This window comes from Bacillus sp. FSL W8-0223 (genome assembly GCF_038006805.1).
GTDB lineage: Bacteria > Bacillota > Bacilli > Bacillales > DSM-4216 > Bacillus_O > Bacillus_O smithii.
In genome coordinates this window covers 3,579,762-3,599,383 of sequence record NZ_JBBOVX010000001.1, presented here as the reverse complement: position 1 = coordinate 3,599,383, position 19,622 = coordinate 3,579,762, and the positions used below count along the sequence as shown (strand labels likewise).

Here is a 19,622-nt window from a genome sequence, read left to right as displayed (position 1 = left end):
TGAGTCGGCCTTCTTTTCATGAGGGACTCTGAATACCTTCTAACCATTTGGGAGTGGTTATGATGAGTGATCTATTGATGGATAGAATTCCACCGCAAAATATAGAAGCGGAACAAGCCGTTTTAGGGGCTATATTTTTAGAACCTTCTGCTTTGATCACCGCGTCGGAGATTTTAAGTCCTACTGATTTTTACCGAAGCGCCAACCAAAAAATTTTCAGTGTGATGCTGAAGTTAAGTGATGAAGGAAAAGCGGTGGATGTGATTACCGTTACAGAAGAATTGGCTGCTTCCAACAATTTGGAGGATGTCGGCGGGGTAGCGTATTTGACGGAACTTGCCGGAAGCGTACCGACAGCCGCCAATATTGAATATTACGCTAAAATTGTTGAAGAAAAATCGTTATTGAGAAGGTTAATTCGAACAGCGACAGAGATTGCCCAAGAAGGCTACACACGAGAAGACGATGTTGACGATCTGTTAAACGATGCGGAAAAAAGAATTATGGAAGTTGCCCAGAGAAAAAATACTTCTGGGTTTCACAATATAAAAGACGTACTCGTCCGGACGTATGACAATATTGAGATGCTTCATAATCGCAAAGGTGATGTAACCGGAATTCCGACTGGATTCGCTGAATTGGATCGGATGACCGCGGGATTCCAGCGCAGCGATTTAATTATTGTCGCCGCCCGTCCATCTGTCGGGAAAACGGCTTTTGCACTCAATATTGCCCAAAATGTCGCTACAAAGACCGATGAAAATGTAGCCATTTTCAGTTTGGAAATGGGGGCTGAGCAGCTCGTCATGCGGATGTTGTGTGCGGAAGGGAATATCAATGCCCAAAACTTGCGGACAGGGACTTTGACGGAAGAAGATTGGCGAAAATTAACGATGGCAATGGGAAGCTTGTCCAATGCCGGCATTTTTATAGACGATACACCGGGCATTCGCATCAACGAAATTAGGGCCAAGTGTCGCCGTTTAAAACAAGAACATGGACTTGGCATGATCGTCATTGATTATTTGCAGCTGATTCAAGGCAGCGGACGCTCTGGAGAAAACCGCCAGCAAGAAGTGTCGGAAATCTCCCGATCGTTAAAAGCGTTGGCAAGAGAATTGGAAGTCCCTGTCATTGCTTTATCTCAGCTGTCTCGTGGAGTGGAACAGCGCCAGGATAAACGGCCGATGATGTCGGATATCCGTGAATCGGGAGCTATAGAGCAAGATGCCGATATTGTAGCTTTTTTGTATCGGGATGATTATTATGATAAAGAATCTGAGAATAAGAACATTATTGAAATCATCATTGCAAAGCAAAGAAACGGTCCTGTTGGCACTGTTCAACTGGCTTTTATAAAAGAATACAATAAATTTGTCAATTTGGAACGGCGGTATGATGAAGCTTCCATTCCGCCGGGAGCATAAGAGAGGCATATCTTCTGAAAAAATGCCTCTCTTTTTTAGGCGGTTAAACAATCCCATGTCGAGATTTGTGAATCATTAGGTATTGAAGGAATAAAACGAAATTAGCCAAAAGGGGCCTTTTCGCTTGCTCTCTATTGTCATCACGGAATTTTTTTGCTCGTGAAAAATGATTTTTACGAACGAAAACAATTTATATAAAAATAAATGTTCGGATTTTGAATTGACTAACAAGAGAAGATATTGGTAAAATAAAAAAGGTGCCAAAACTGAAAAGTTCATCTTCCAAGTGATGGTGGTATCTTGAACATGGAAGTTGTTCAGACCGGGATCTCAAACATGACTTTTGAGTTTTCTGCCGGTTTAAACAATAGAAACGATTAAAGGACCTTGCGGAGGTGCGGAGAATGTCATCAGTAGTTGTGGTTGGAACCCAGTGGGGGGACGAAGGAAAAGGAAAAATAACGGACTTTTTGTCCGAGCATGCTGAAGTGGTTGCTCGCTACCAAGGAGGCAATAATGCCGGTCACACAGTCCGTGTGAATGGAGTGACATATAAACTTCATTTAATTCCCTCAGGGATTTTTTATAAAGAAAAAATATGCGTGATTGGAAACGGTGTGGTGATTGATCCCAAAGCGCTTGTTGAAGAGCTCAATTACTTGCGAGACCACGGTGTATCCACAGAAAATTTGCGTATTAGCGACCGGGCTCATGTGATCCTTCCTTATCATTTGAAGCTGGATGAAGTGGAAGAAGAGCGTAAAGGAGCCAACAAAATCGGTACGACGAAAAAAGGAATTGGCCCTGCTTACATGGATAAGGCGGCGCGAGTCGGCATTCGCATTGCGGATTTGCTGGATAGAGAAATATTTGAAGAAAAGCTTGCCCACAATTTAAAAGAAAAAAATCGTCTATTGGAACGTTTTTATGAAACAGAAGGCTTTAAATTGGAAGACATTTTAGATGAGTATTACGAATACGGACAGCAGATCAAAAAGTATGTGTGTGATACGTCCGTAGTATTAAACGATGCGATTGATGAAGGGCGCCGTGTGCTTTTTGAAGGAGCTCAAGGAGTCATGCTCGATATCGACCAAGGTACATATCCGTTTGTGACATCTTCTAACCCGGTTGCTGGCGGTGTGACTATTGGATCTGGCGTAGGTCCGACTAAAATCAATCATGTTGTCGGTGTGTGCAAAGCCTATACATCCCGTGTTGGAGACGGTCCTTTTCCAACAGAACTGCATGATGAAATAGGCGACCATATTCGTGAAGTTGGCCGCGAGTATGGAACCACAACCGGCCGTCCGCGTCGTGTCGGCTGGTTTGATAGTGTAGTGGTACGTCATGCTCGCCGTGTCAGTGGCATAACGGATTTATCACTGAATTCGATCGATGTGCTGACAGGGTTAAAGACGGTAAAAATTTGCACTGCTTACCGGTATAAAGACCAAATATTGAGCCATTATCCTGCCAATTTGCGCGTGCTGTCAGAATGCGAACCTGTTTATGAAGAATTGCCAGGATGGACAGAAGATATTACCGGTTGTAAAACGTTGGATGAACTTCCGGAAAATGCTCGCCATTATGTGGAACGTATTTCGCAGTTGACCGGTATTCCTCTTTCCCTCTTTTCGGTCGGTCCAGATCGTTCGCAAACAAATGTGGTGCGCAGCGTCTGGTCGCAAAATTAAACAAAAATAGGCTGACTTCTTAAAGATTGGACTCCTCCGAAGTTTACGATATATGGAGATGATCAAAGCAGATTATCGAGTATATTGTGAAGGAGGAGTTCAAACTTTAGATGAGGTCAGCTTTTTTTACATCCCATTCTTTTTTTCGACAAATCTTTTAAAAAGGTGTTGTCTAATTATCAAATGTTGTGTTATTATTAACAACGTCGCCGCTAATCATATCTTGAAAGATCATGCTCCCGGTGCGATTTCAGATACACAGTACAAACACCTATTGAAATTAGTCATTCGAGAGCCGGCGGCAAAGGGATGTTGGCAGCTTGAACAATTCATTGATGAAAAGACAGGACAAGCGGTTCTAGCCGTAATGATTAGATTAGTTCCTTTGTCCAAACTTCTTTATACATTAAGAAGCGTTAACATTTAATAATGAGCCATTAGCTCAGTCGGTAGAGCATCTGACTTTTAATCAGAGGGTCGGAGGTTCGAATCCTCCATGGCTCACCATTTCGGCCCGTTGGTCAAGTGGTTAAGACACCGCCCTTTCACGGCGGTAACACGGGTTCGAATCCCGTACGGGTCACTTGCCAGAAGAAAAAGCTTCTTGCTGCCAACTTCCTTTCATGATGAATATTGGTCCCGTAGTGTAGCGGTTATCACGCCTGCCTGTCACGCAGGAGATCGCGGGTTCGATTCCCGTCGGGACCGCCATTTTCAAAAATTGAACTTTTGCTTTGTTCCGTCAAAATTTGGTGCGGCAACCGTTGAATGAATGCATGGACGAATGAATAAGCAGGTCGAATTTTTTATTGCGGCTTGGTAGCTCAGTCGGTAGAGCAAAGGACTGAAAATCCTTGTGTCGGCGGTTCGATTCCGTCCCAAGCCACTCAAAGAAGCATTGCGATGACATATTGCTCTCGCAGTGCTTCTTTTTTCATATACCGCCGATGTCCATTTGACAACATTCAGAAATGACGAATAGCGTTGATTTTTCTATCAACAGGTCGGATGAAAAGGCATCAAGAAAGTGTTAAAGTAATAAATGACCTGTTCTATTTTACATTGAAATGATTTGATAATATATAAATAGTAGGATTCTCAATAAAAGAGGAGAGTAAGTATGCAAAAGAAAATTCTTGTTGTAGACGATGAAAAACCGATTGCAGATATATTGGAGTTTAATTTAAAAAAAGAAGGTTATGAAGTACATTGTGCTTATGATGGGGAAACAGCCATGCAAATGGTGGAGGATATCCAACCAGATATGATATTGCTTGATATTATGCTTCCGGGACGAGACGGCATAGAAGTTTGCCGGGAAGTGCGGAAAAAATACGAAATGCCGATAATCATGTTGACGGCAAAGGATTCTGAGATTGACAAAGTTCTCGGTTTGGAATTGGGAGCCGATGACTATGTGACAAAACCGTTCAGTACACGGGAATTATTAGCTCGTGTAAAAGCAAATCTGCGTCGCCATCAAAATGTGTCGACACAATCAAATGAAGAAGAGAATAACAGTGAGATTACGATTGGACCATTAGTCATTCATCCTGATGCATATGTCGTTTCAAAACGTGGAGAAACCATTGAATTGACACATCGCGAGTTTGAACTGCTCCATTATTTGGCAAAACATATCGGCCAAGTTATGACCCGAGAGCATTTGCTTCAAACGGTTTGGGGATACGATTATTACGGGGATGTTCGGACAGTAGACGTCACCATCCGACGCTTGCGTGAAAAAATTGAAGATAATCCAAGCCATCCGACATGGATTGTAACACGTCGTGGAGTAGGTTATTATTTGCGTACTCCGGATCAGGAGTAGAATTCGATGAAAAAAGTTGGTTTTTTTCGCTCAATCCGGGTCAAATTTGTTGTGATCTATGTCCTCTTGATTTTGTTTGCCACGCAGGTGATCGGGGTTTATTTTGTCCGTGAACTGGAAACAAAACTTGTCACCAATTTTAAAAACTCATTGAAAGAACGAGTCAACTTACTAGAGTATAATTTGCGCGAAGAAATGCTCAAAGACCGGAATGAAAATTCGGCGACATTAGAAAAAGACATTCGCAAAATTTTGGGGGATTTTGCAGCTTCTGACGTGTCAGAAGTGCGAGTGATTGACAACCACAATCGGATTATCGGGACTTCTGATCCTAACAACCAAGGAATTGTCGGACAAAGAACAACAGAGCTGGCGGTCAAGAGAACGCTTGCTGTCGGTTCGGAAGAAGACAAGATATATTTGGATCAGCAGACCCACAACCGCATTTGGGTGTATACTTCCCCCATTGTCTCCAATAAAGAGGTAATCGGGGCCGTCTATCTGGTTGCCAAAATTGAAAATGTCTTTAAACAAATGAATGAAATTAATCAAATCTTTATATCAGGAACCATCATTGCTTTATTGATAACTGCTTTTCTCGGTATTTTGATTGCCAATACGATTACAAAACCGATTACTGAAATGAGGCGGCAGGCCCTTGCAATGGGAAAAGGGAATTTTTCGAGAAAAGTAAAAGTATATGGCAATGATGAAATCGGTCAGCTAGCGATAACGTTTAATAATATGACAAAACGTTTGCAAGAAGCCCAAGCTTCCACTGAAAGCGAGAGAAGAAAATTATCTTCCGTATTATCTTATATGACAGACGGCGTCATTGCGACCGACAGAAGAGGGCGCGTTATTTTAATCAACAAGCCGGCTACTGAAATGTTGAATGTTTCACGTGAAACAGTAATGTCCGAATCGATTGTCACTCTGCTTCATTTAGAGGGCCAATATGAATTCGAGGACTTGCTGAATATGAAAGATTCCATTAATCTCGATTTCAGCACGAAAGATCGCCCTTATATTTTAAGAGCCAATTTTTCGATTTTACAAAAAGAAACCGGGTTTTTAAACGGACTGATTGTCGTTCTGCATGATATTACAGAACAAGAAGAAATCGAAATGGAACGTAAAGAGTTTGTCGCCAATGTGTCCCATGAACTGAGGACTCCATTAACCACGATGCGAAGCTATTTAGAAGCGCTGGCAGATGGAGCGTGGAAAGATCCGGAAATTGCACCGCGGTTTTTAGAAGTCGCGCAAAATGAAACAGAACGAATGATTCGTCTTGTCAATGATCTTCTTCAGCTTTCCAAAATGGACAACACCGATTTCAAACTGGAAAAAGAAGAATTAGATTTTGTGAAGTTTTTCCATAGAATTATTGATCGTTTTGAAATGACGAAAGAGCAGCATGTCGTTTTTGAAAGAAAACTTCCAAACTATCCGTTATATGTCGAGTTTGATCCGGACAAACTGACTCAAGTTCTGGACAACATTATTTCCAACGCCTTGAAATATTCTCCGGAAGGCGGTCAAATTACTTTCAAGGCGGAAGAAAAGAATCATTATATTGAGGTCAGCATTAAAGACCAAGGAATGGGTATACCGAAAAAGAACTTGGATAAGATTTTTGAGCGTTTTTACCGGGTGGATAAAGCACGTTCTCGTAAAATGGGAGGAACAGGACTGGGACTGGCAATCGCTAAACAGTTGATCACTGCTCATGGCGGAAAAATTTGGGCGACCAGTGTGGAAGGAAAAGGTACGACTATTTATTTGACGTTGCCATATGAACCATCAGAAGAGGAAGATTGGTCATGAAGAAGTACGAAAAAATCAAATCCGTCATTTTAGCAGTGTTGGTGGTTGCCAGCGCGATTTTAACGTGGAACATATGGACGTATCAGCCGGATTATGAGACGATTAACAATCACTATTTATATGAAGTAGAGATCAGCGAAAATCGCGATGCTTCCAGTTTAATTAAACCTGTCAAGATCATCTTCCATAAAGAGGGTGCACATTACGGCACTGTGAATGAGCGAGATATCGATACCATGATGAAGGAATTGATGAAGTGGAAATTTTATGATTTCCGCAATGTATCTCGCTATTTCAACCAGAAGGAACTGCAAAGGCTGGTCAATGGAAACGGCCGAGTGGATATTGAATATTCGGCACAAGTTCCGCTCAAAATGTATCAAAATGTACTGCACTTTGAAGATAAGAAATTGCCCAACGGCACTTTTGATCATATTATTTTGAACGATATGAACACGGCTGGAAGTGAGGCAACGGTCTATTTCGTATCTGTTCATAACAAAGCTGTTTATAAAACCACAATCGCTTCCAGTCAACTGAAAGAATGGAAAAAAATTTATCTAACCAAAGTCAATGACAAGAAGGAATACAGCGCCTATAAGTTTAAAACCGGCACCGTTTACTTGCCGAAAGAAAAAACAACGATGATTCGTTATAAATATATTCCCGATTTTATAGAAACCGAAAAATTTAAAGATGCCCTCTTTAGCGATCCCCATTTTGTGAAAAAGAATGTCAATTCCGAAGGGGAAGAATATACGGATGGTTCGAGTTTGATGAGGGTCAATTACACCAATAATATGATGTTTTATGTCAACCCTGCCCAGGAAGCGGAACTGGGCCATATATCCGATCTGAATGATTTAATGGGGAAAAGCATTCAATTTGTGAATGAACATGGCGGCTGGACAGATAAATATCGTTATTTTGACAGCGACTTGAAGGAGTCAAAGATTGTGTATCGGCTTTTCGTGAATGGGTATCCCGTTTTTAATGAAAATGGAATGGCGGAAATTCAGCAATATTGGGGAAAAGAGAAAATTTATAAATATGAGCGCCCTTACTTTACTCTTAATATTTCGCTGCCATCGGAAACTGTGGAAATCACGTTGCCGTCTGCTCAGGAGGCATTGGATTTTATTTCCAAACAGCCGGATTTTAATCCGGATTTACTGGAGGATATGGAAATTGGATACCAATTAATCCGTAGTCCACAAACCCCTAAAATATTGATCTTGGAGCCGGCTTGGTACTATAAGTACGGCGAGTCATGGTTCCCGCTCACGAATAAAAATTCGGGAGGAGGGAATCAAAGTGGATTGGAGTAAAACGAAAACCATTTTTATTTTTGTTTTTTTCATACTCGATATTTTTTTGCTGACGGTTTTTTTGAACAAACATTCGGCCAGCCAATTTGATATTATCGAAGAATCGTCTATTCAAGACAAACTAAAAAACGATGATATTAAATACGATAAGCTGCCGGGCGAGGTGGGGAAAACTCCTCTGATTACTGCCAAAGCCAAAACATTTACCAAAAAAGAAGTAGCCGGATTGAATAAACAAAAAGCAGCGTTGACGAGCGATCAAACGATGATCGTTTCCCATTTGGATAAATCGATTCCTTTAGATAAAGATTGGAAGGAAAATCTAAAGAAGTTTGTAAAAGAAGAAGTGTTGTATGGAGATCATTATGAATATTGGGGTTACGACAAGGATCAAAACCAAATCATTTTTTCTCAAGTATTCAAAGGAAATAAGCTTTTTAAAAACGGCAGCGGGCAGATATTGTTTGAAGTAAATAACAACAATGAAATTGATTCTTATGAACAGACCATGCTGGAAGAAATCGAAGAAAATAATAAAGAAAGCGTCCTTCCGGCAACGCAAGCAGTCAATAATTTATATAAAAATGGAATGCTGAAGCCGAACAGTACGATTAAAAAAGCCGAACTCGGCTATTATACGTTGGTTCAGCTAACGGAATCTCAAGTTCTTTCCCCTACTTGGCATTTTGCCATCGAACATAGAGGAAAAGTGAACCATCTATTTGTCAACGCTTTTGATGGCTCTATTCAGCAAACAGATAAAGAATGAATTGGGAGAGGATACCATGGCCATTCAATTTAGTGTACTTGCCAGCGGAAGCACTGGAAATGCCATTTACGTAGAAACAGATAAGCATTCGTTTTTAGTCGATGCAGGTTTAAGCGGAAAGCAAATGGAAGGATTATTTTCGAAAATAGGCCGCAATATTCGCGATTTGACCGGTATTTTGGTCACGCATGAACACAGCGACCATATTAAAGGCTTGGGAGTGCTGGCCCGCAAATACCAGCTTCCGATTTATGCGAATGAAAAAACATGGAGAGCGATGGAAGGGCTGGTCGGAGAAATCCCTACTGACCAAAAATTTGTGTTTGAAATGGAATCGGTTCAGACATTCGGAGACTGCGACATTGAGTCTTTTGGGGTATCCCACGACGCAGCGGAGCCGATGTTTTATATTTTCCATCATGAAGGAAAAAAACTAGCTTTAATTACCGATACCGGATATGTAAGCGACCGCATGAAAGGAACGATCCGGAATGCCGATGTGTTTGTTTTTGAAAGCAATCATGATGTGGAAATGCTGCGGATGGGGAAATATCCTTGGAACATTAAACGGAGAATTTTGAGCGATGTGGGACACGTATCCAACGAAGACGCCGCTTTGGCTATGAGTGAAGTCATCGGCGATCGGACAAAACAAATCTATCTGGCTCACCTCAGTCAAGACAATAACATGAAAGAACTGGCAAGAATGAGCGTTTCTCAAACACTGGAACAGCGCGGGATCGTTGTTGGAGAGCAAGTGAGGCTGATGGATACCGATCCTAAAATCCCGACGACTTTGACGGCAGTATAAAGCAACACTTTTCATAGCGTCAGTTGTATAAGATTCTATTTCACTTCCTTGTTTTGTACATTTTTCTTTATAACCGATGATAGGGTTCTGTCGGCAAAGAACTTTTTCATTGAAACGGTGCTTCGAGAAGCAAGCTTATTGCCTAGTGTGAACGGCTTCTTTATAGATTCCTGGTCAAAAAATAGATCTGGATCAGCTTATGAGCATATCATAAGCCGCAAAGATTCCGTTGCCTTTTTCGACAGCTAGAGCCTAATACATAACGACCCGTCATATTTTTGGAATGGGAAAGGCAAATCGCTTTGTGAATATTCCGATATTGTTTAAAATAAAAGCGGATGTGTGTTTTCATCCTTTTTTCACTATGAAGGGTTATTCTTATAGGAAAAAAGGAAGAATAAACTAACAGGTGAAAGCGATAAGAGAAAGGATGATAGGCAATGGGCTTTTACGATGAGGACCCGGCTCAAAAAAAGACAGGCCGAGGAAAAGGAGGCTATTTTTTAGCCAGCCTAGCTGGGCTTATTGTGGGAGCGCTCTTGGTCCTTATAGCGCTGCCGAGATTAACGGATCAATCTATTTTGAACAGTGGCACGGGTACAGACAATACCGCAACGAACCAACCTGTCCGTCATGAAAAAGTATCGGTGAATGTGACAACGGATGTGACGAAAGCGGTCAGCAAGGCAAAGGATGCCGTTGTTGGAATTAGCAACATTCAATCAACCAGCTTTTGGGACACAGGGGAAACGAAATCAGAAGAAGCTGGATCTGGTTCAGGTGTGATTTATAAAAAAGTGGGAAACCGTGCTTTTATCGTCACCAACTATCACGTCATTGAAGGGGCTGAAAAATTGGAAGTCACCCTGGCAGACGGCACAAAAGTTCCAGCCAAAGTCCGCGGTGGGGATATATGGACGGATTTGGCCGTTCTTGAAATTGACGGTTCGCACGTGAAGAAAGTGGCGGAATTTGGCGATTCCAGTGCTTTAAAACAAGGAGAACCGGTTATCGCTATCGGAAACCCGCTTGGACTGGAATTTTCCGGTTCTGTTACCGAAGGAATTGTGTCTGGGCTTGAACGAACCGTTCCGGTCGATATCGATCAAGACGGCGTAGAAGATTGGCAAGCAGAAGTTATTCAAACGGATGCAGCCATCAACCCGGGAAACAGCGGCGGCGCTTTGATCAATCTAGCTGGTCAAGTGGTGGGAATCAATTCGATGAAAATTTCCCAAGAAGCAGTGGAAGGCATCGGATTTTCCATTCCAATCAATTACGCTGAGCCAATTATAAACTCCCTTGAAAAGTACGGGAAAATACAACGTCCGGCAATGGGTGTAACCTTAAGGAATGTAAACGAAATTTCCGCCTACCATCAACAAGAAACATTGAAATTGCCGAGCAATGTGAAAGATGGCGTCATGATCGAACAAGTCTTGCCTAATTCACCGGCAGATAAAGCTGGATTAAAGGAATTAGATGTCATTGTTCAGCTGGATGATCAAAAGATCCATGACATTCTCGGACTACGCAAATACCTGTATAACAATAAGAAAACGGGAGACACCATCACAGTCAAATTTTATCGGGAAGGAAAACTGAAAACGACAACTGTAAAATTAACAAGTGAGAATTCCTTCTAAATTCTGAAGCAAAGGGGCGGAATCCATTTCCGCTCTTTTTTACTGATAATGGACTTTCCGGCACTTCATGAGTTTTGATCGGGTTATTAGAAGGGGGATACTATTGTTTCGCACAGCTTTTATTCGATAGGACGCTCATTCTTTTTTTCGTTTGTTGAAGTGAAAGGCCTGTCGAAAAAGGTTTTTGGACACGCCGGCAATGGTTTAAACTATGGACAAAAAGCATTTTTAGAGGAGGGGATTCAAATGATTTATTGTTGTGAAGAACATGTGGAATTGGCATTAGAAATTGCCATTGACGAGCATGGAACGGCTCCGAACATGGAGAAACTGCCGGAGGAGCAACAATTGTCAACAACCTGTGAATATTGTCAAAACCGGGCGATATATGTTGTGGCAAACTAATATTCCCCTACAATATGTGGATAAAAAATGTGGATATGTGGATAAGTGCTGTGAATAACTTGTTTGTAAAGTGAGGAGAAAGTGTGAATATCTCAATTGTCACGGTCGGTAAATTAAAGGAAAAGTATTTAAAACAAGGAATCGAAGAATATTTAAAACGGCTGTCCGCTTATGCAAAAGTGGAAATCATCGAAGTAGCGGACGAGAAAGCTCCGGAAACATTAAGTGAATCGGAAATGGAGCAAGTCAAACAAAAAGAAGGCGAACGCATCTTGGCAAAACTTCATCCGGACACTCATGTCATCGCTCTTGCCATCGAGGGGAAAATGTACACATCGGAACAATTTTCTGCCCACATCGATCAGCTCACTACATACGGTAAAAGCAAAATCGCTTTTATCATCGGAGGCTCTCTTGGATTAAGCAGCCAAGTGCTAAAAAGAGCCGACGAAACCCTCTCCTTTTCTAAAATGACCTTCCCTCATCAGCTCATGCGCCTCATTTTACTCGAACAAGTGTATCGAGCGTTTCGGATTATGAGAGGGGAACCGTACCATAAATAGTGGTAAATCCAAAGTATATAGGTAACTGTAAATAAGGAGAAATGGAAAAGGTTATTGGATAGGGTTATATTTATTTGGGAACTTCGGAGCAATAAAAGTTCTCTGCTTATTCAACTAAAGCTCCTTGTTACTTCAATAATTATTCATATATAAATAGTATTCGGAATTCGTCGTGATAATGGTTGCTTATTCAATATCGGTCAAGAAATCTATTACTAAGAATGAAAATTAGAAAGATCATTAATAAAAATCTTAAGAACATCCATTTCTTGCAAACAGGAAAATTTTAAAAGCGTGAATTGAAAAAATGCCAAAGAAATAATGATTCTTTGGCGTTTCAGAGTGTAGACAAAAGGCATCCGAATGTGCGCTTTCGGATGCCTTTTGACATTTTTATACTTTAAAGGTTGGGATTAGACCCCTCTAAGGGGTCTATTTTATGCCATTATTGGACTTTTCCATGCCCAGCAGGCCATCTTTTTCAAATTCATTGCAGCAAAAGTTAGCATCGCCTGCATGGACAATTTTTTTAGACCTCTTAAGGTTGTCCAACGCATACCATGCTTTTCCTTTGCATCAGCAAAAACACGTTCAATGGTTTCTTTCCGTCTTGCATAAATGCTCTTATTCTCTTGTGTATGCCGAAGATGATCAGCTTCCTCTAATGTTTTTTTATGCCGTTTCCATTCAGAATAATCAATTTATTGATATTTGGACTGGTTGACCAGTTTCAATTCTTGAGTTTTCAATATGTTTGGTCATTCCAATTAAATTGAATCTTTTCATTTTCATTTTTTTGAGGGCTATTGTTATCAAATTATACAAGTATACCTGTCATACTAGATTGAGATTTTCCATAATGGCTAATATCATTAGTCAAACGTCAGTTCCTTTATATGCAAGGGTTTTTGATTTAAAGGGAATTTTGTTTTTTTTTCGGCCCGTCTCTTTCAACATTTAAGTCTGAAGATGATAACTCTGCAAATAGAAAAAGTTCAAATTAAATTCACAAATAAATGTGAAATATTTCACAAAGTAATGGTATATTAACATTGTAGAATTGATTGTGAAATATTTCACAATAATATTTAGACTAAGTTTATTTTTACAGGCAAGAATAAAAAGGAATTACTGATTAGGAGTTGAAAGGTCATGAGTGTATGGGAGCAATTATATAATCCATTGAACAACATTTGGTTGTCAGCTGCTATAGCAGCCATTCCAATTATCCTTTTTATTGTTATGTTAGTCTTTATTAAGTTAAAAGGATATGTCGCAGGTGGCTTAAGTGTTCTGGCAGCAGGAGCTGTGGCTCTTTTCGTCTATAAAATGCCGGCTGCTATGGTTGCCGCATCTGCCGTATACGGTGTTCTTGCCGGGATATGGCCGGTGGCATCCATTGTATTAGCTGCTATCTTTTTATATAAAATAACGGTGAAAACGGGACAATTTACGATTATCAAGAATAGTATTTCATCTGTAACGGAAGACCAGCGAATTCAAGTGTTGCTTGTAGCTTTTTCATTTGGAGCCTTTTTGGAAGGAGCTGCAGGGTTTGGAGCGCCGGTAGCCATCACTGCTGCGATTCTTGTTGGTCTTGGATTTCGTCCTTTGTATGCCGCAGGACTTTGCTTGATAGCCAATATTGCAGGCGGGGCTTACGGTGCAATGGGAATACCGGTAACCATCCCTGCACTGCTTACCGGTTTAAATGGCCTTTCTGTTGCAAGATACACTGCTTTGGTTCTGCCTTTGGTGAGCTTTATGATTGCCTTTTTGCTTATCTTCATTGTGGATGGCTTTAAAGGAATACGCCAAACTTTCCCTGCTATACTGGTAAGCGGTGGCTCATTCAGTCTTACTCAGGCTTTCGTATTGTATTTCTTGGGAGCTGAACTGGCAGATATTTTTTCCGCGATTGTTAGTTTACTTGCACTTATTCTTTTGTTAAGAGTATGGAAACCAAAAGAAATCTATCAGGTGAAACGCTCTGAAAACAACTCGGAAATAGCGACAGAAGAGACGGAAGCAACAGAAGCAAAGGAAGCATATCCTGTTAATAAAATTATATTTGCCTGGCTGCCATTCATATTATTAACTGTATTCGTAACGTTGTTTAATCTATCTTTCATAAAAAAATTGTTTGAAGCGGGCGGTCCGTTGAATAAACTTGTTCTTCTTTTTCCGATTCCTGGGCTAAATAACCTAGTGATTCGGCATGCGCCGGTGGTGCCTGAAAAGAGCCCGTATCCTGCTGTTTTTAAACTTGATTTATTCTCATCCACAACGACAGCTATTGTATTAGCGATCATTTTTACTTTGCTGATATTACACTGCGATTGGAAGTTGATAAAAGAAACGGCTGTCGAAACAGGAAAGGAACTCATTTCACCTATATTAACCATTTGCAGCGTACTGGCATTCGCCTATATTTGTATGTATTCAGGCATGTCATCGACGCTTGGTCTTGCTTTTGCTTCTAGCGGAAAGATTTTCCCGCTATTTTCACCCATTCTTGGTTGGTTAGGGGTATTTTTAACCGGTTCAGTCGTGAATAGTGGATCATTATTTGCTCCTCTTCAATCTGTAACGGCAACACAAATCGGAATTCCGCCAGAAACAATGGTTGCTGTTAACGTCATGGGGGGAACAATGGCGAAAATGATTTCTCCGCAGTCTATCGCTGTGGCTGCTGCGGCTGTAGGACTGGTAGGAAAAGACAACGAATTGTTCAAGTTTACAATAAAGTACAGTTTAGTTTTACTGATTTTAATTGGTTTCATTAGCTGGTTTATTTTCTAATCTTTCACATTTGAAAAGAGCAACATCATCATGATGAAAGAAAAAATAAATTAGGTTGGCAAGGAATAGTGATATAAAAAAGAATGTTTAGGTGATATTTTTGGTACAGCCTCACACTGATCCAATTAAAATATATGCGATTATATGAATAATATTTGAGGAAAATTTATTCGAGAAATTTATATACGTTGCAGAAAACCGTATCATAAGCGAATGAGATGATTAGAAATGTTCGCTAGCGGAATGGTTAATAGAGCTGGATGATTCTCGTATCATCCAGCTCTTTTGTGAGCCTGGCATGGGTGCAGTCTATAGGGTGAAAGTCCTGAGCCACGAAGGCAGTAGTAGTGGTTAGCTTAACGCAAGGGTGTGCGTGGTGACACGGAATCCGAAGGAAGCGAGCGGCAAACTTAGGGTCTCTCGGAACACGAACTTCATAGAAGGCTAGGTAACATTGGATGAGTCTGCAAAACAAGATAAAGTCCATACTGCCGAAGATGTTACAGAGTAAATGGAGCAGATAGATGGAGAGAAAGACTGTACTCTTACCCAGGGAGGTCTGACGGACACGCCAACTGAGTTGGTAACCCATCTAGCGATGGATGGCTGAACCGTCAGAAGTCAGCAGACGTCATAGTACAAATAAGGTCGCTCCTTTGAGAGCTTCTGGTCAGCATCGGTTCCATCTGCTTCCGGCAACATCCAATCTGTTGTCAATAATGAACGGTTATTCTTTTGCTTCGAATATCCCCTCTTATCCGTTTTTGCCGTTACGTTTCAAATCCTTCTACATTCTAAAAAGGTTTCATTAATGCAATGACATTTTCTTCGTCATCCACAAGGACTATTATTCAGCATTCTATCAAATCTCCTTTAAAGTATTAGACTTATTTTTCATCAAAACCGTAATCTTTCGTCATAAGTTCACAACATTTTGTTAGTAATATGTATTTGAATAACAAATGAAAATTCGGTAGTGAAGTGAGTAAACAGTCGTTTTTTTCGTTCGTTGGCAAATTTAATCAATACAGAAAAAGAGTGGTCTATAGGCAGTAAAGGTGTTTGAGAATTGAAAGAGCATATGGAGAAAAATGTGCATTTTTTTTAAGGAACTAGACAAACCTTATTCGAAAAGCAGAAAGAACCAGATTTTTATGAAAAATATGGTAGTACCATTACCCTATATGATTTACGTCATTTTTATCATACTTTTGCAATTACCCAATGGAGTTAGCTGGAAATTGATCCTCCACATCCATCAATAAAAAGAAGAAAAGAGAAGACAAGTACCCTCTAAAAAGTTCCTCTGTACATTTAACAGCAGCGCTAATATAATAAAATCTTGCGTAACAATGAGATAAACCTTTCAACAACGACTCTTTCTTCCTGCTGAAAAGTATACCTGATTCGTCATTCATGGACGGATTTACCGAAAAGGGAGTTCCAATAAATAATATCAACAAAAAATAGCAAAAGTTTTTCATTCATATCTCATGCTTATAAAAAGATAATGGGTATCGTTCGATTCAATTTAAGTGAAACCTATCTCATTCAAAGGTGCAAACTTAAGAAAAGTAGGTGACCTCTTTGTTTTACTACAACCAGTTGAAAATACTCAATCAAAAGAAGGGGGATTATGGGGACATGATCGTAATAGATGGAGTGGTAGGTGTTGGAAAGAGTACATTGATGGAAATTCTGGAGAAAAACGGGTACATAGCTTTTAAAGAGCCTGTCACTAATAATCCCATTTTGGATAAATTTTATTATGACAGAGAAAGATATAGCTTTCCCTTGCAAATTTATTTTTTAAATGAAAGGTTTAAACAAATTAAAAAAGCTTCTCAATATCCAAATTCGGTTTTAGACCGAAGTATATATGGCGACGTCATTTTTGCCAAAATGTTGCGCGACAATGGTGAAATGAGCGAGGTTGAATTTCAAATATACTTAGATTTATTCGGAAATATGATGGAGCATTTAAAAGCGCCTAAACTCTTGGTATACTTAGAAATTTCAACGGATGAAGCCATAAAGAGGATTAAAAAAAGAGGGAGAGAGTATGAACAAGTAGTAGAAAGAGAATATTGGGAAAGACTCAATCAAAATTATCGTGAGTATTTTGAGCAATATTCGTTTTCTCCTGTTTTAAAAATCAATGTGGATCAAATCGATTTTGAAAATAATCTTGAAGATAGAGAATATGTATTGAATTTAATTGAGAAATCACTACATACTGAATGATTGAAGATATGGATAAAAATCGCCGGAACATTATTGCATCTTATATTGTATATTTAAATACGTTTTGAGCCATGGATGTGCTCCTTCTCATTATTGTAAAAGGATCATTTTACAAAGAGGACGCAGCATACGGCTCTTTATTTATTACGTAATTATAAGGACAATGATGAATAAAATGAGGGAATTGCAAGCGGTTCTTATAGGGGAAGAAATATTATTTGCTTCCCTTTGTTTTTTATGTTATTTGCCTCGGGAGATGTTGCGGTGAGCCGTACCATAAATATATTAGCTTCTTGATAGAGTCTCGGATCCGCATCGATTCATAGTTAATATTTGTTGAGTCAGAAAAATGTACAATCTTGTTTTTGTTCAATGCTGATTTATAGATGCAACGGGGGTTGCGGTGCTTTGCAACTACGGCTATCTTTACTTTTTAAATCTAATGTATTATTAAGTAAGGATTAGGAGAATTTATTTCTATCGTTGGATCTTTTGGTTGTGGCAAGTCCGCTTTTGCTCAATTTAATAGAATGATTATTTTGAAAAAAGTAAGCATCAAGGTTCTTTTTATAGTTTTCGATTTACATCATCATCTTATGACTAGGCTTTAGTAAGAGGGTGATCATATGAACATTATTCAACTGTTTAATTGCTTTTATAGAGAAGATGTGGTTACGGATCTGATGGCAAATTTAATCAATACAGAAAAGAAGTTTGCGAACTGGTTTGTGGAAGATGTATGTCAGGTTTCTGGTTCATATAGGGTGGTGAACGCACATACGCGTGTGGGATTAGGAAAGGGCATTGGAACTCCGGATTTAATTATTGAATTGAAAAATGATTCAGCAGCTGAAAAAATTTTGGTTATTGAAAATAAACTAGGTGCTTTAGAAGGCTATGAGCAAACAAATCGGTATGCATCCGACCAGGGAAAGGAAAAGCTTTTTAAAGCTCTTAAGATTTCCCCGGTGCCTATTGAGTTTTTCTTTCTTACTTTAGATCCTTTTACGCTGCCAAAGAATACGCAATTTCATAAAAGAGATTATCAACAATTTGTTGACATGAAATGGGATACACTGATCCAAGATCCGACAGCTGTTCTAGTCATGAAAGATTTTTCTTCTTACTTAAAATCGTTTTATGCCCCTATTTTAAATGTAGACTTAAAAGATCAGATTGAAAAAGCGACGACTGGCTTAGATTCTTTGCAAAGAAAACTTTTATGGATCCAAGTTTTTCAACAAAGTCAAAGTCAGTTTCCTGAATCGTTAAAAATGCATTTCGGAGAAGTAGAAGGATATGGAAGGAATTCTGCTGTGTTTTTATTTCAAAAAGAAGAATGGAAGCAAAATGAATTTAACGGAAAAGAGCTCCAAGCAAACTCAATCAATATTCATTTCGAAGTTACGGTCAATTTGGTAGGAAGTTCGCCCGGTAAAGTATCTAGCTTTTCGGTCCATTATGAACCCAATCCATACAAATCGAAAAAGACGTATGAAGGTATTCCCGGTTATGAAAAATACACCATGCTCCGCTCAAAACGTACAAAAGCTTTTCATCAATCCGTGTTGAATTCGGATTTTTCAAATGAAGTATCACTGCGAAATGGCAGTAATTCGATTTTATTTGTTCCGTTAAATGACCATACGACGTTTGAAGGACTAATCGAAGAATTGCTGCAAAAAATGAAAAATATTGAACCATATATAGATCGTATGTTGCAAATAAAATGAAACAAGCAGAAACACTTTTCTTTTCTGCTTGTTTTATGCAAGTAGAACACGTTGAGATGGCTTGATACACCTGCTGATTAAATTTGCGGTGGATAGTGGTATAAAAAATGATTTTATTGGTAGACATTATAATTCATTAAAATACCTTTTTAGTTTGTCATTTTACAAATTTCGAGTTTGGATGAATTCTTCTAGTTCCTGTTTTAAACGATCCATATTTTCCTTCAGGTGAATTTCATCTTGCAGATTATAATGGCTGATGATCTTTCTTACGTCGGAATTCAATAAAAATAAAGGCCCATGGTGTTCTCGCAAGTTATGGAACCATAATTGTTGTTTCAGTATTTTTATATTCTGATTCGTTCTTCTTTGTTTTTTTGAAGGTATTGAAGTTATACATAACCAAACGACGATATCGAAGAATGCAGCAATCAAAAGAAAGCCCCCTTTTTTATTTTTCGCTTCAAAAGAAGAATTGGAAAAAAGCATATAAAAAGAAAGCACCGCATTCTTATGATTGAAAAAATTGGACATAT

15 protein-coding genes, 4 tRNA genes and 1 pseudogene are annotated in these 19,622 nt (G+C 39.5%); 18 read left to right on the top strand and 2 right to left on the bottom strand.

Annotated features, from left to right (window positions below; translation table 11 throughout):
* Positions 1 to 62 precede the first annotated feature (62 nt).
* The 15 genes from dnaB (at position 63) to rlmH (ending at position 12,307) form a co-directional block, all read left to right on the top strand.
* Positions 63 to 1,427, top strand: coding sequence for a replicative DNA helicase (gene dnaB, locus NST81_RS17190; protein WP_003353446.1), 1,365 nt, complete (start codon positions 63 to 65; stop codon positions 1,425 to 1,427).
* 404 nt (positions 1,428 to 1,831) lie between these two features.
* Positions 1,832 to 3,124, top strand: coding sequence for an adenylosuccinate synthase (locus NST81_RS17185; protein ID WP_003353447.1), 1,293 nt, complete (start codon positions 1,832 to 1,834; stop codon positions 3,122 to 3,124).
* A 52-nt stretch (positions 3,125 to 3,176) separates the two neighbouring features.
* Complete coding sequence (locus tag NST81_RS17180) at positions 3,177 to 3,551, top strand: hypothetical protein (RefSeq protein WP_341030438.1); 375 nt, start codon at positions 3,177 to 3,179, stop codon at positions 3,549 to 3,551.
* 4 nt (positions 3,552 to 3,555) lie between these two features.
* Positions 3,556 to 3,631, top strand: a tRNA-Lys gene (locus NST81_RS17175).
* A gap of 4 nt (positions 3,632 to 3,635) precedes the next feature.
* A tRNA-Glu gene (locus tag NST81_RS17170) sits at positions 3,636 to 3,707 on the top strand.
* 52 nt (positions 3,708 to 3,759) lie between these two features.
* Positions 3,760 to 3,835, top strand: a tRNA-Asp gene (locus tag NST81_RS17165).
* A gap of 102 nt (positions 3,836 to 3,937) precedes the next feature.
* A tRNA-Phe gene (locus NST81_RS17160) sits at positions 3,938 to 4,010 on the top strand.
* 234 nt (positions 4,011 to 4,244) lie between these two features.
* Positions 4,245 to 4,955: a response regulator YycF gene (yycF, locus tag NST81_RS17155; RefSeq protein ID WP_003353449.1), complete on the top strand. Its 711-nt coding sequence runs from the start codon at positions 4,245 to 4,247 to the stop codon at positions 4,953 to 4,955.
* Positions 4,956 to 4,961: 6 nt separating this feature from the next.
* Complete coding sequence (walK, locus tag NST81_RS17150; RefSeq protein WP_048624322.1) at positions 4,962 to 6,785, top strand: cell wall metabolism sensor histidine kinase WalK; 1,824 nt, start codon at positions 4,962 to 4,964, stop codon at positions 6,783 to 6,785.
* On the top strand, positions 6,782 to 8,113 hold the full coding sequence (locus NST81_RS17145) for a YycH family regulatory protein (protein WP_048624321.1): 1,332 nt from the start codon (positions 6,782 to 6,784) through the stop codon (positions 8,111 to 8,113). The genes walK and NST81_RS17145 overlap by 4 nt, the downstream gene beginning before the upstream one ends.
* Positions 8,100 to 8,882, top strand: coding sequence for a two-component system regulatory protein YycI (locus NST81_RS17140; protein WP_048624320.1), 783 nt, complete (start codon positions 8,100 to 8,102; stop codon positions 8,880 to 8,882). The genes NST81_RS17145 and NST81_RS17140 overlap by 14 nt, the downstream gene beginning before the upstream one ends.
* A 16-nt stretch (positions 8,883 to 8,898) precedes the next feature.
* Positions 8,899 to 9,693 carry an MBL fold metallo-hydrolase gene (locus NST81_RS17135; RefSeq protein WP_003353456.1) on the top strand — a complete coding sequence of 265 codons (795 nt, stop codon included), beginning with the start codon at positions 8,899 to 8,901 and terminating at the stop codon, positions 9,691 to 9,693.
* 440 nt (positions 9,694 to 10,133) lie between these two features.
* Positions 10,134 to 11,339 (top strand): S1C family serine protease, encoded by a 1,206-nt coding sequence (locus NST81_RS17130; protein ID WP_341030433.1) that lies wholly within the window; start codon positions 10,134 to 10,136, stop codon positions 11,337 to 11,339.
* Positions 11,340 to 11,585: 246 nt separating this feature from the next.
* The gene (locus NST81_RS17125) at positions 11,586 to 11,744 is read left to right on the top strand and encodes a CxxH/CxxC protein (protein ID WP_003353458.1); all 159 of its coding nucleotides are present in this window, start codon (positions 11,586 to 11,588) and stop codon (positions 11,742 to 11,744) included.
* A gap of 83 nt (positions 11,745 to 11,827) precedes the next feature.
* Entirely contained in the window at positions 11,828 to 12,307 is a 480-nt protein-coding gene (gene rlmH / locus NST81_RS17120; RefSeq protein WP_048624319.1) for a 23S rRNA (pseudouridine(1915)-N(3))-methyltransferase RlmH, read from the top strand.
* Positions 12,308 to 12,744: 437 nt separating this feature from the next.
* On the opposite strand, the pseudogene NST81_RS17115 reads toward rlmH, so the two are convergent.
* A pseudogene (locus NST81_RS17115) lies at positions 12,745 to 12,972 on the bottom strand (transposase); the annotation flags it as partial.
* 487 nt (positions 12,973 to 13,459) lie between these two features.
* On the opposite strand from NST81_RS17115, the gene NST81_RS17110 reads away from it, so the two are divergent.
* The 3 genes from NST81_RS17110 to NST81_RS17100 all read left to right on the top strand — a co-directional run bounded on the left by NST81_RS17110 (position 13,460) and on the right by NST81_RS17100 (position 19,086).
* Positions 13,460 to 15,109, top strand: a complete 1,650-nt coding sequence (locus tag NST81_RS17110) for a lactate permease LctP family transporter (RefSeq protein ID WP_341030430.1) — start codon at positions 13,460 to 13,462, stop codon at positions 15,107 to 15,109.
* Positions 15,110 to 16,753: 1,644 nt separating this feature from the next.
* Complete coding sequence (locus NST81_RS17105; protein ID WP_048624316.1) at positions 16,754 to 17,353, top strand: deoxynucleoside kinase; 600 nt, start codon at positions 16,754 to 16,756, stop codon at positions 17,351 to 17,353.
* 626 nt (positions 17,354 to 17,979) lie between these two features.
* Positions 17,980 to 19,086: a hypothetical protein gene (locus tag NST81_RS17100; RefSeq protein ID WP_048624315.1), complete on the top strand. Its 1,107-nt coding sequence runs from the start codon at positions 17,980 to 17,982 to the stop codon at positions 19,084 to 19,086.
* 162 nt (positions 19,087 to 19,248) lie between these two features.
* On the opposite strand, the gene NST81_RS17095 is transcribed toward NST81_RS17100, so the two are convergent.
* The gene (locus NST81_RS17095) at positions 19,249 to 19,521 is read right to left on the bottom strand and encodes a hypothetical protein (protein ID WP_156179277.1); all 273 of its coding nucleotides are present in this window, start codon (positions 19,519 to 19,521) and stop codon (positions 19,249 to 19,251) included.
* Between the last annotated feature and the right edge of the window lie 101 nt (positions 19,522 to 19,622).

Excerpts from the sequence above, each read along its gene's own strand:
- NST81_RS17130 (WP_341030433.1), top strand. The coding sequence starts at position 10,134 with ATGGGCTTTTACGATGAGGACCCGGCTCAAAAAAAGACAGGCCGAGGA.
- yycF (WP_003353449.1), top strand. The coding sequence starts at position 4,245 with ATGCAAAAGAAAATTCTTGTTGTAGACGATGAAAAACCGATTGCAGAT.
- NST81_RS17105 (WP_048624316.1), top strand. The coding sequence starts at position 16,754 with ATGATCGTAATAGATGGAGTGGTAGGTGTTGGAAAGAGTACATTGATG.
- NST81_RS17100 (WP_048624315.1), top strand. The coding sequence starts at position 17,980 with ATGAACATTATTCAACTGTTTAATTGCTTTTATAGAGAAGATGTGGTT.
- dnaB (WP_003353446.1), top strand. The coding sequence starts at position 63 with ATGAGTGATCTATTGATGGATAGAATTCCACCGCAAAATATAGAAGCG.
- NST81_RS17110 (WP_341030430.1), top strand. The coding sequence starts at position 13,460 with ATGAGTGTATGGGAGCAATTATATAATCCATTGAACAACATTTGGTTG.
- NST81_RS17125 (WP_003353458.1), top strand. The coding sequence starts at position 11,586 with ATGATTTATTGTTGTGAAGAACATGTGGAATTGGCATTAGAAATTGCC.
- NST81_RS17145 (WP_048624321.1), top strand. The coding sequence starts at position 6,782 with ATGAAGAAGTACGAAAAAATCAAATCCGTCATTTTAGCAGTGTTGGTG.
- NST81_RS17135 (WP_003353456.1), top strand. The coding sequence starts at position 8,899 with ATGGCCATTCAATTTAGTGTACTTGCCAGCGGAAGCACTGGAAATGCC.
- NST81_RS17180 (WP_341030438.1), top strand. The coding sequence starts at position 3,177 with ATGGAGATGATCAAAGCAGATTATCGAGTATATTGTGAAGGAGGAGTT.
- walK (WP_048624322.1), top strand. The coding sequence starts at position 4,962 with ATGAAAAAAGTTGGTTTTTTTCGCTCAATCCGGGTCAAATTTGTTGTG.
- NST81_RS17185 (WP_003353447.1), top strand. The coding sequence starts at position 1,832 with ATGTCATCAGTAGTTGTGGTTGGAACCCAGTGGGGGGACGAAGGAAAA.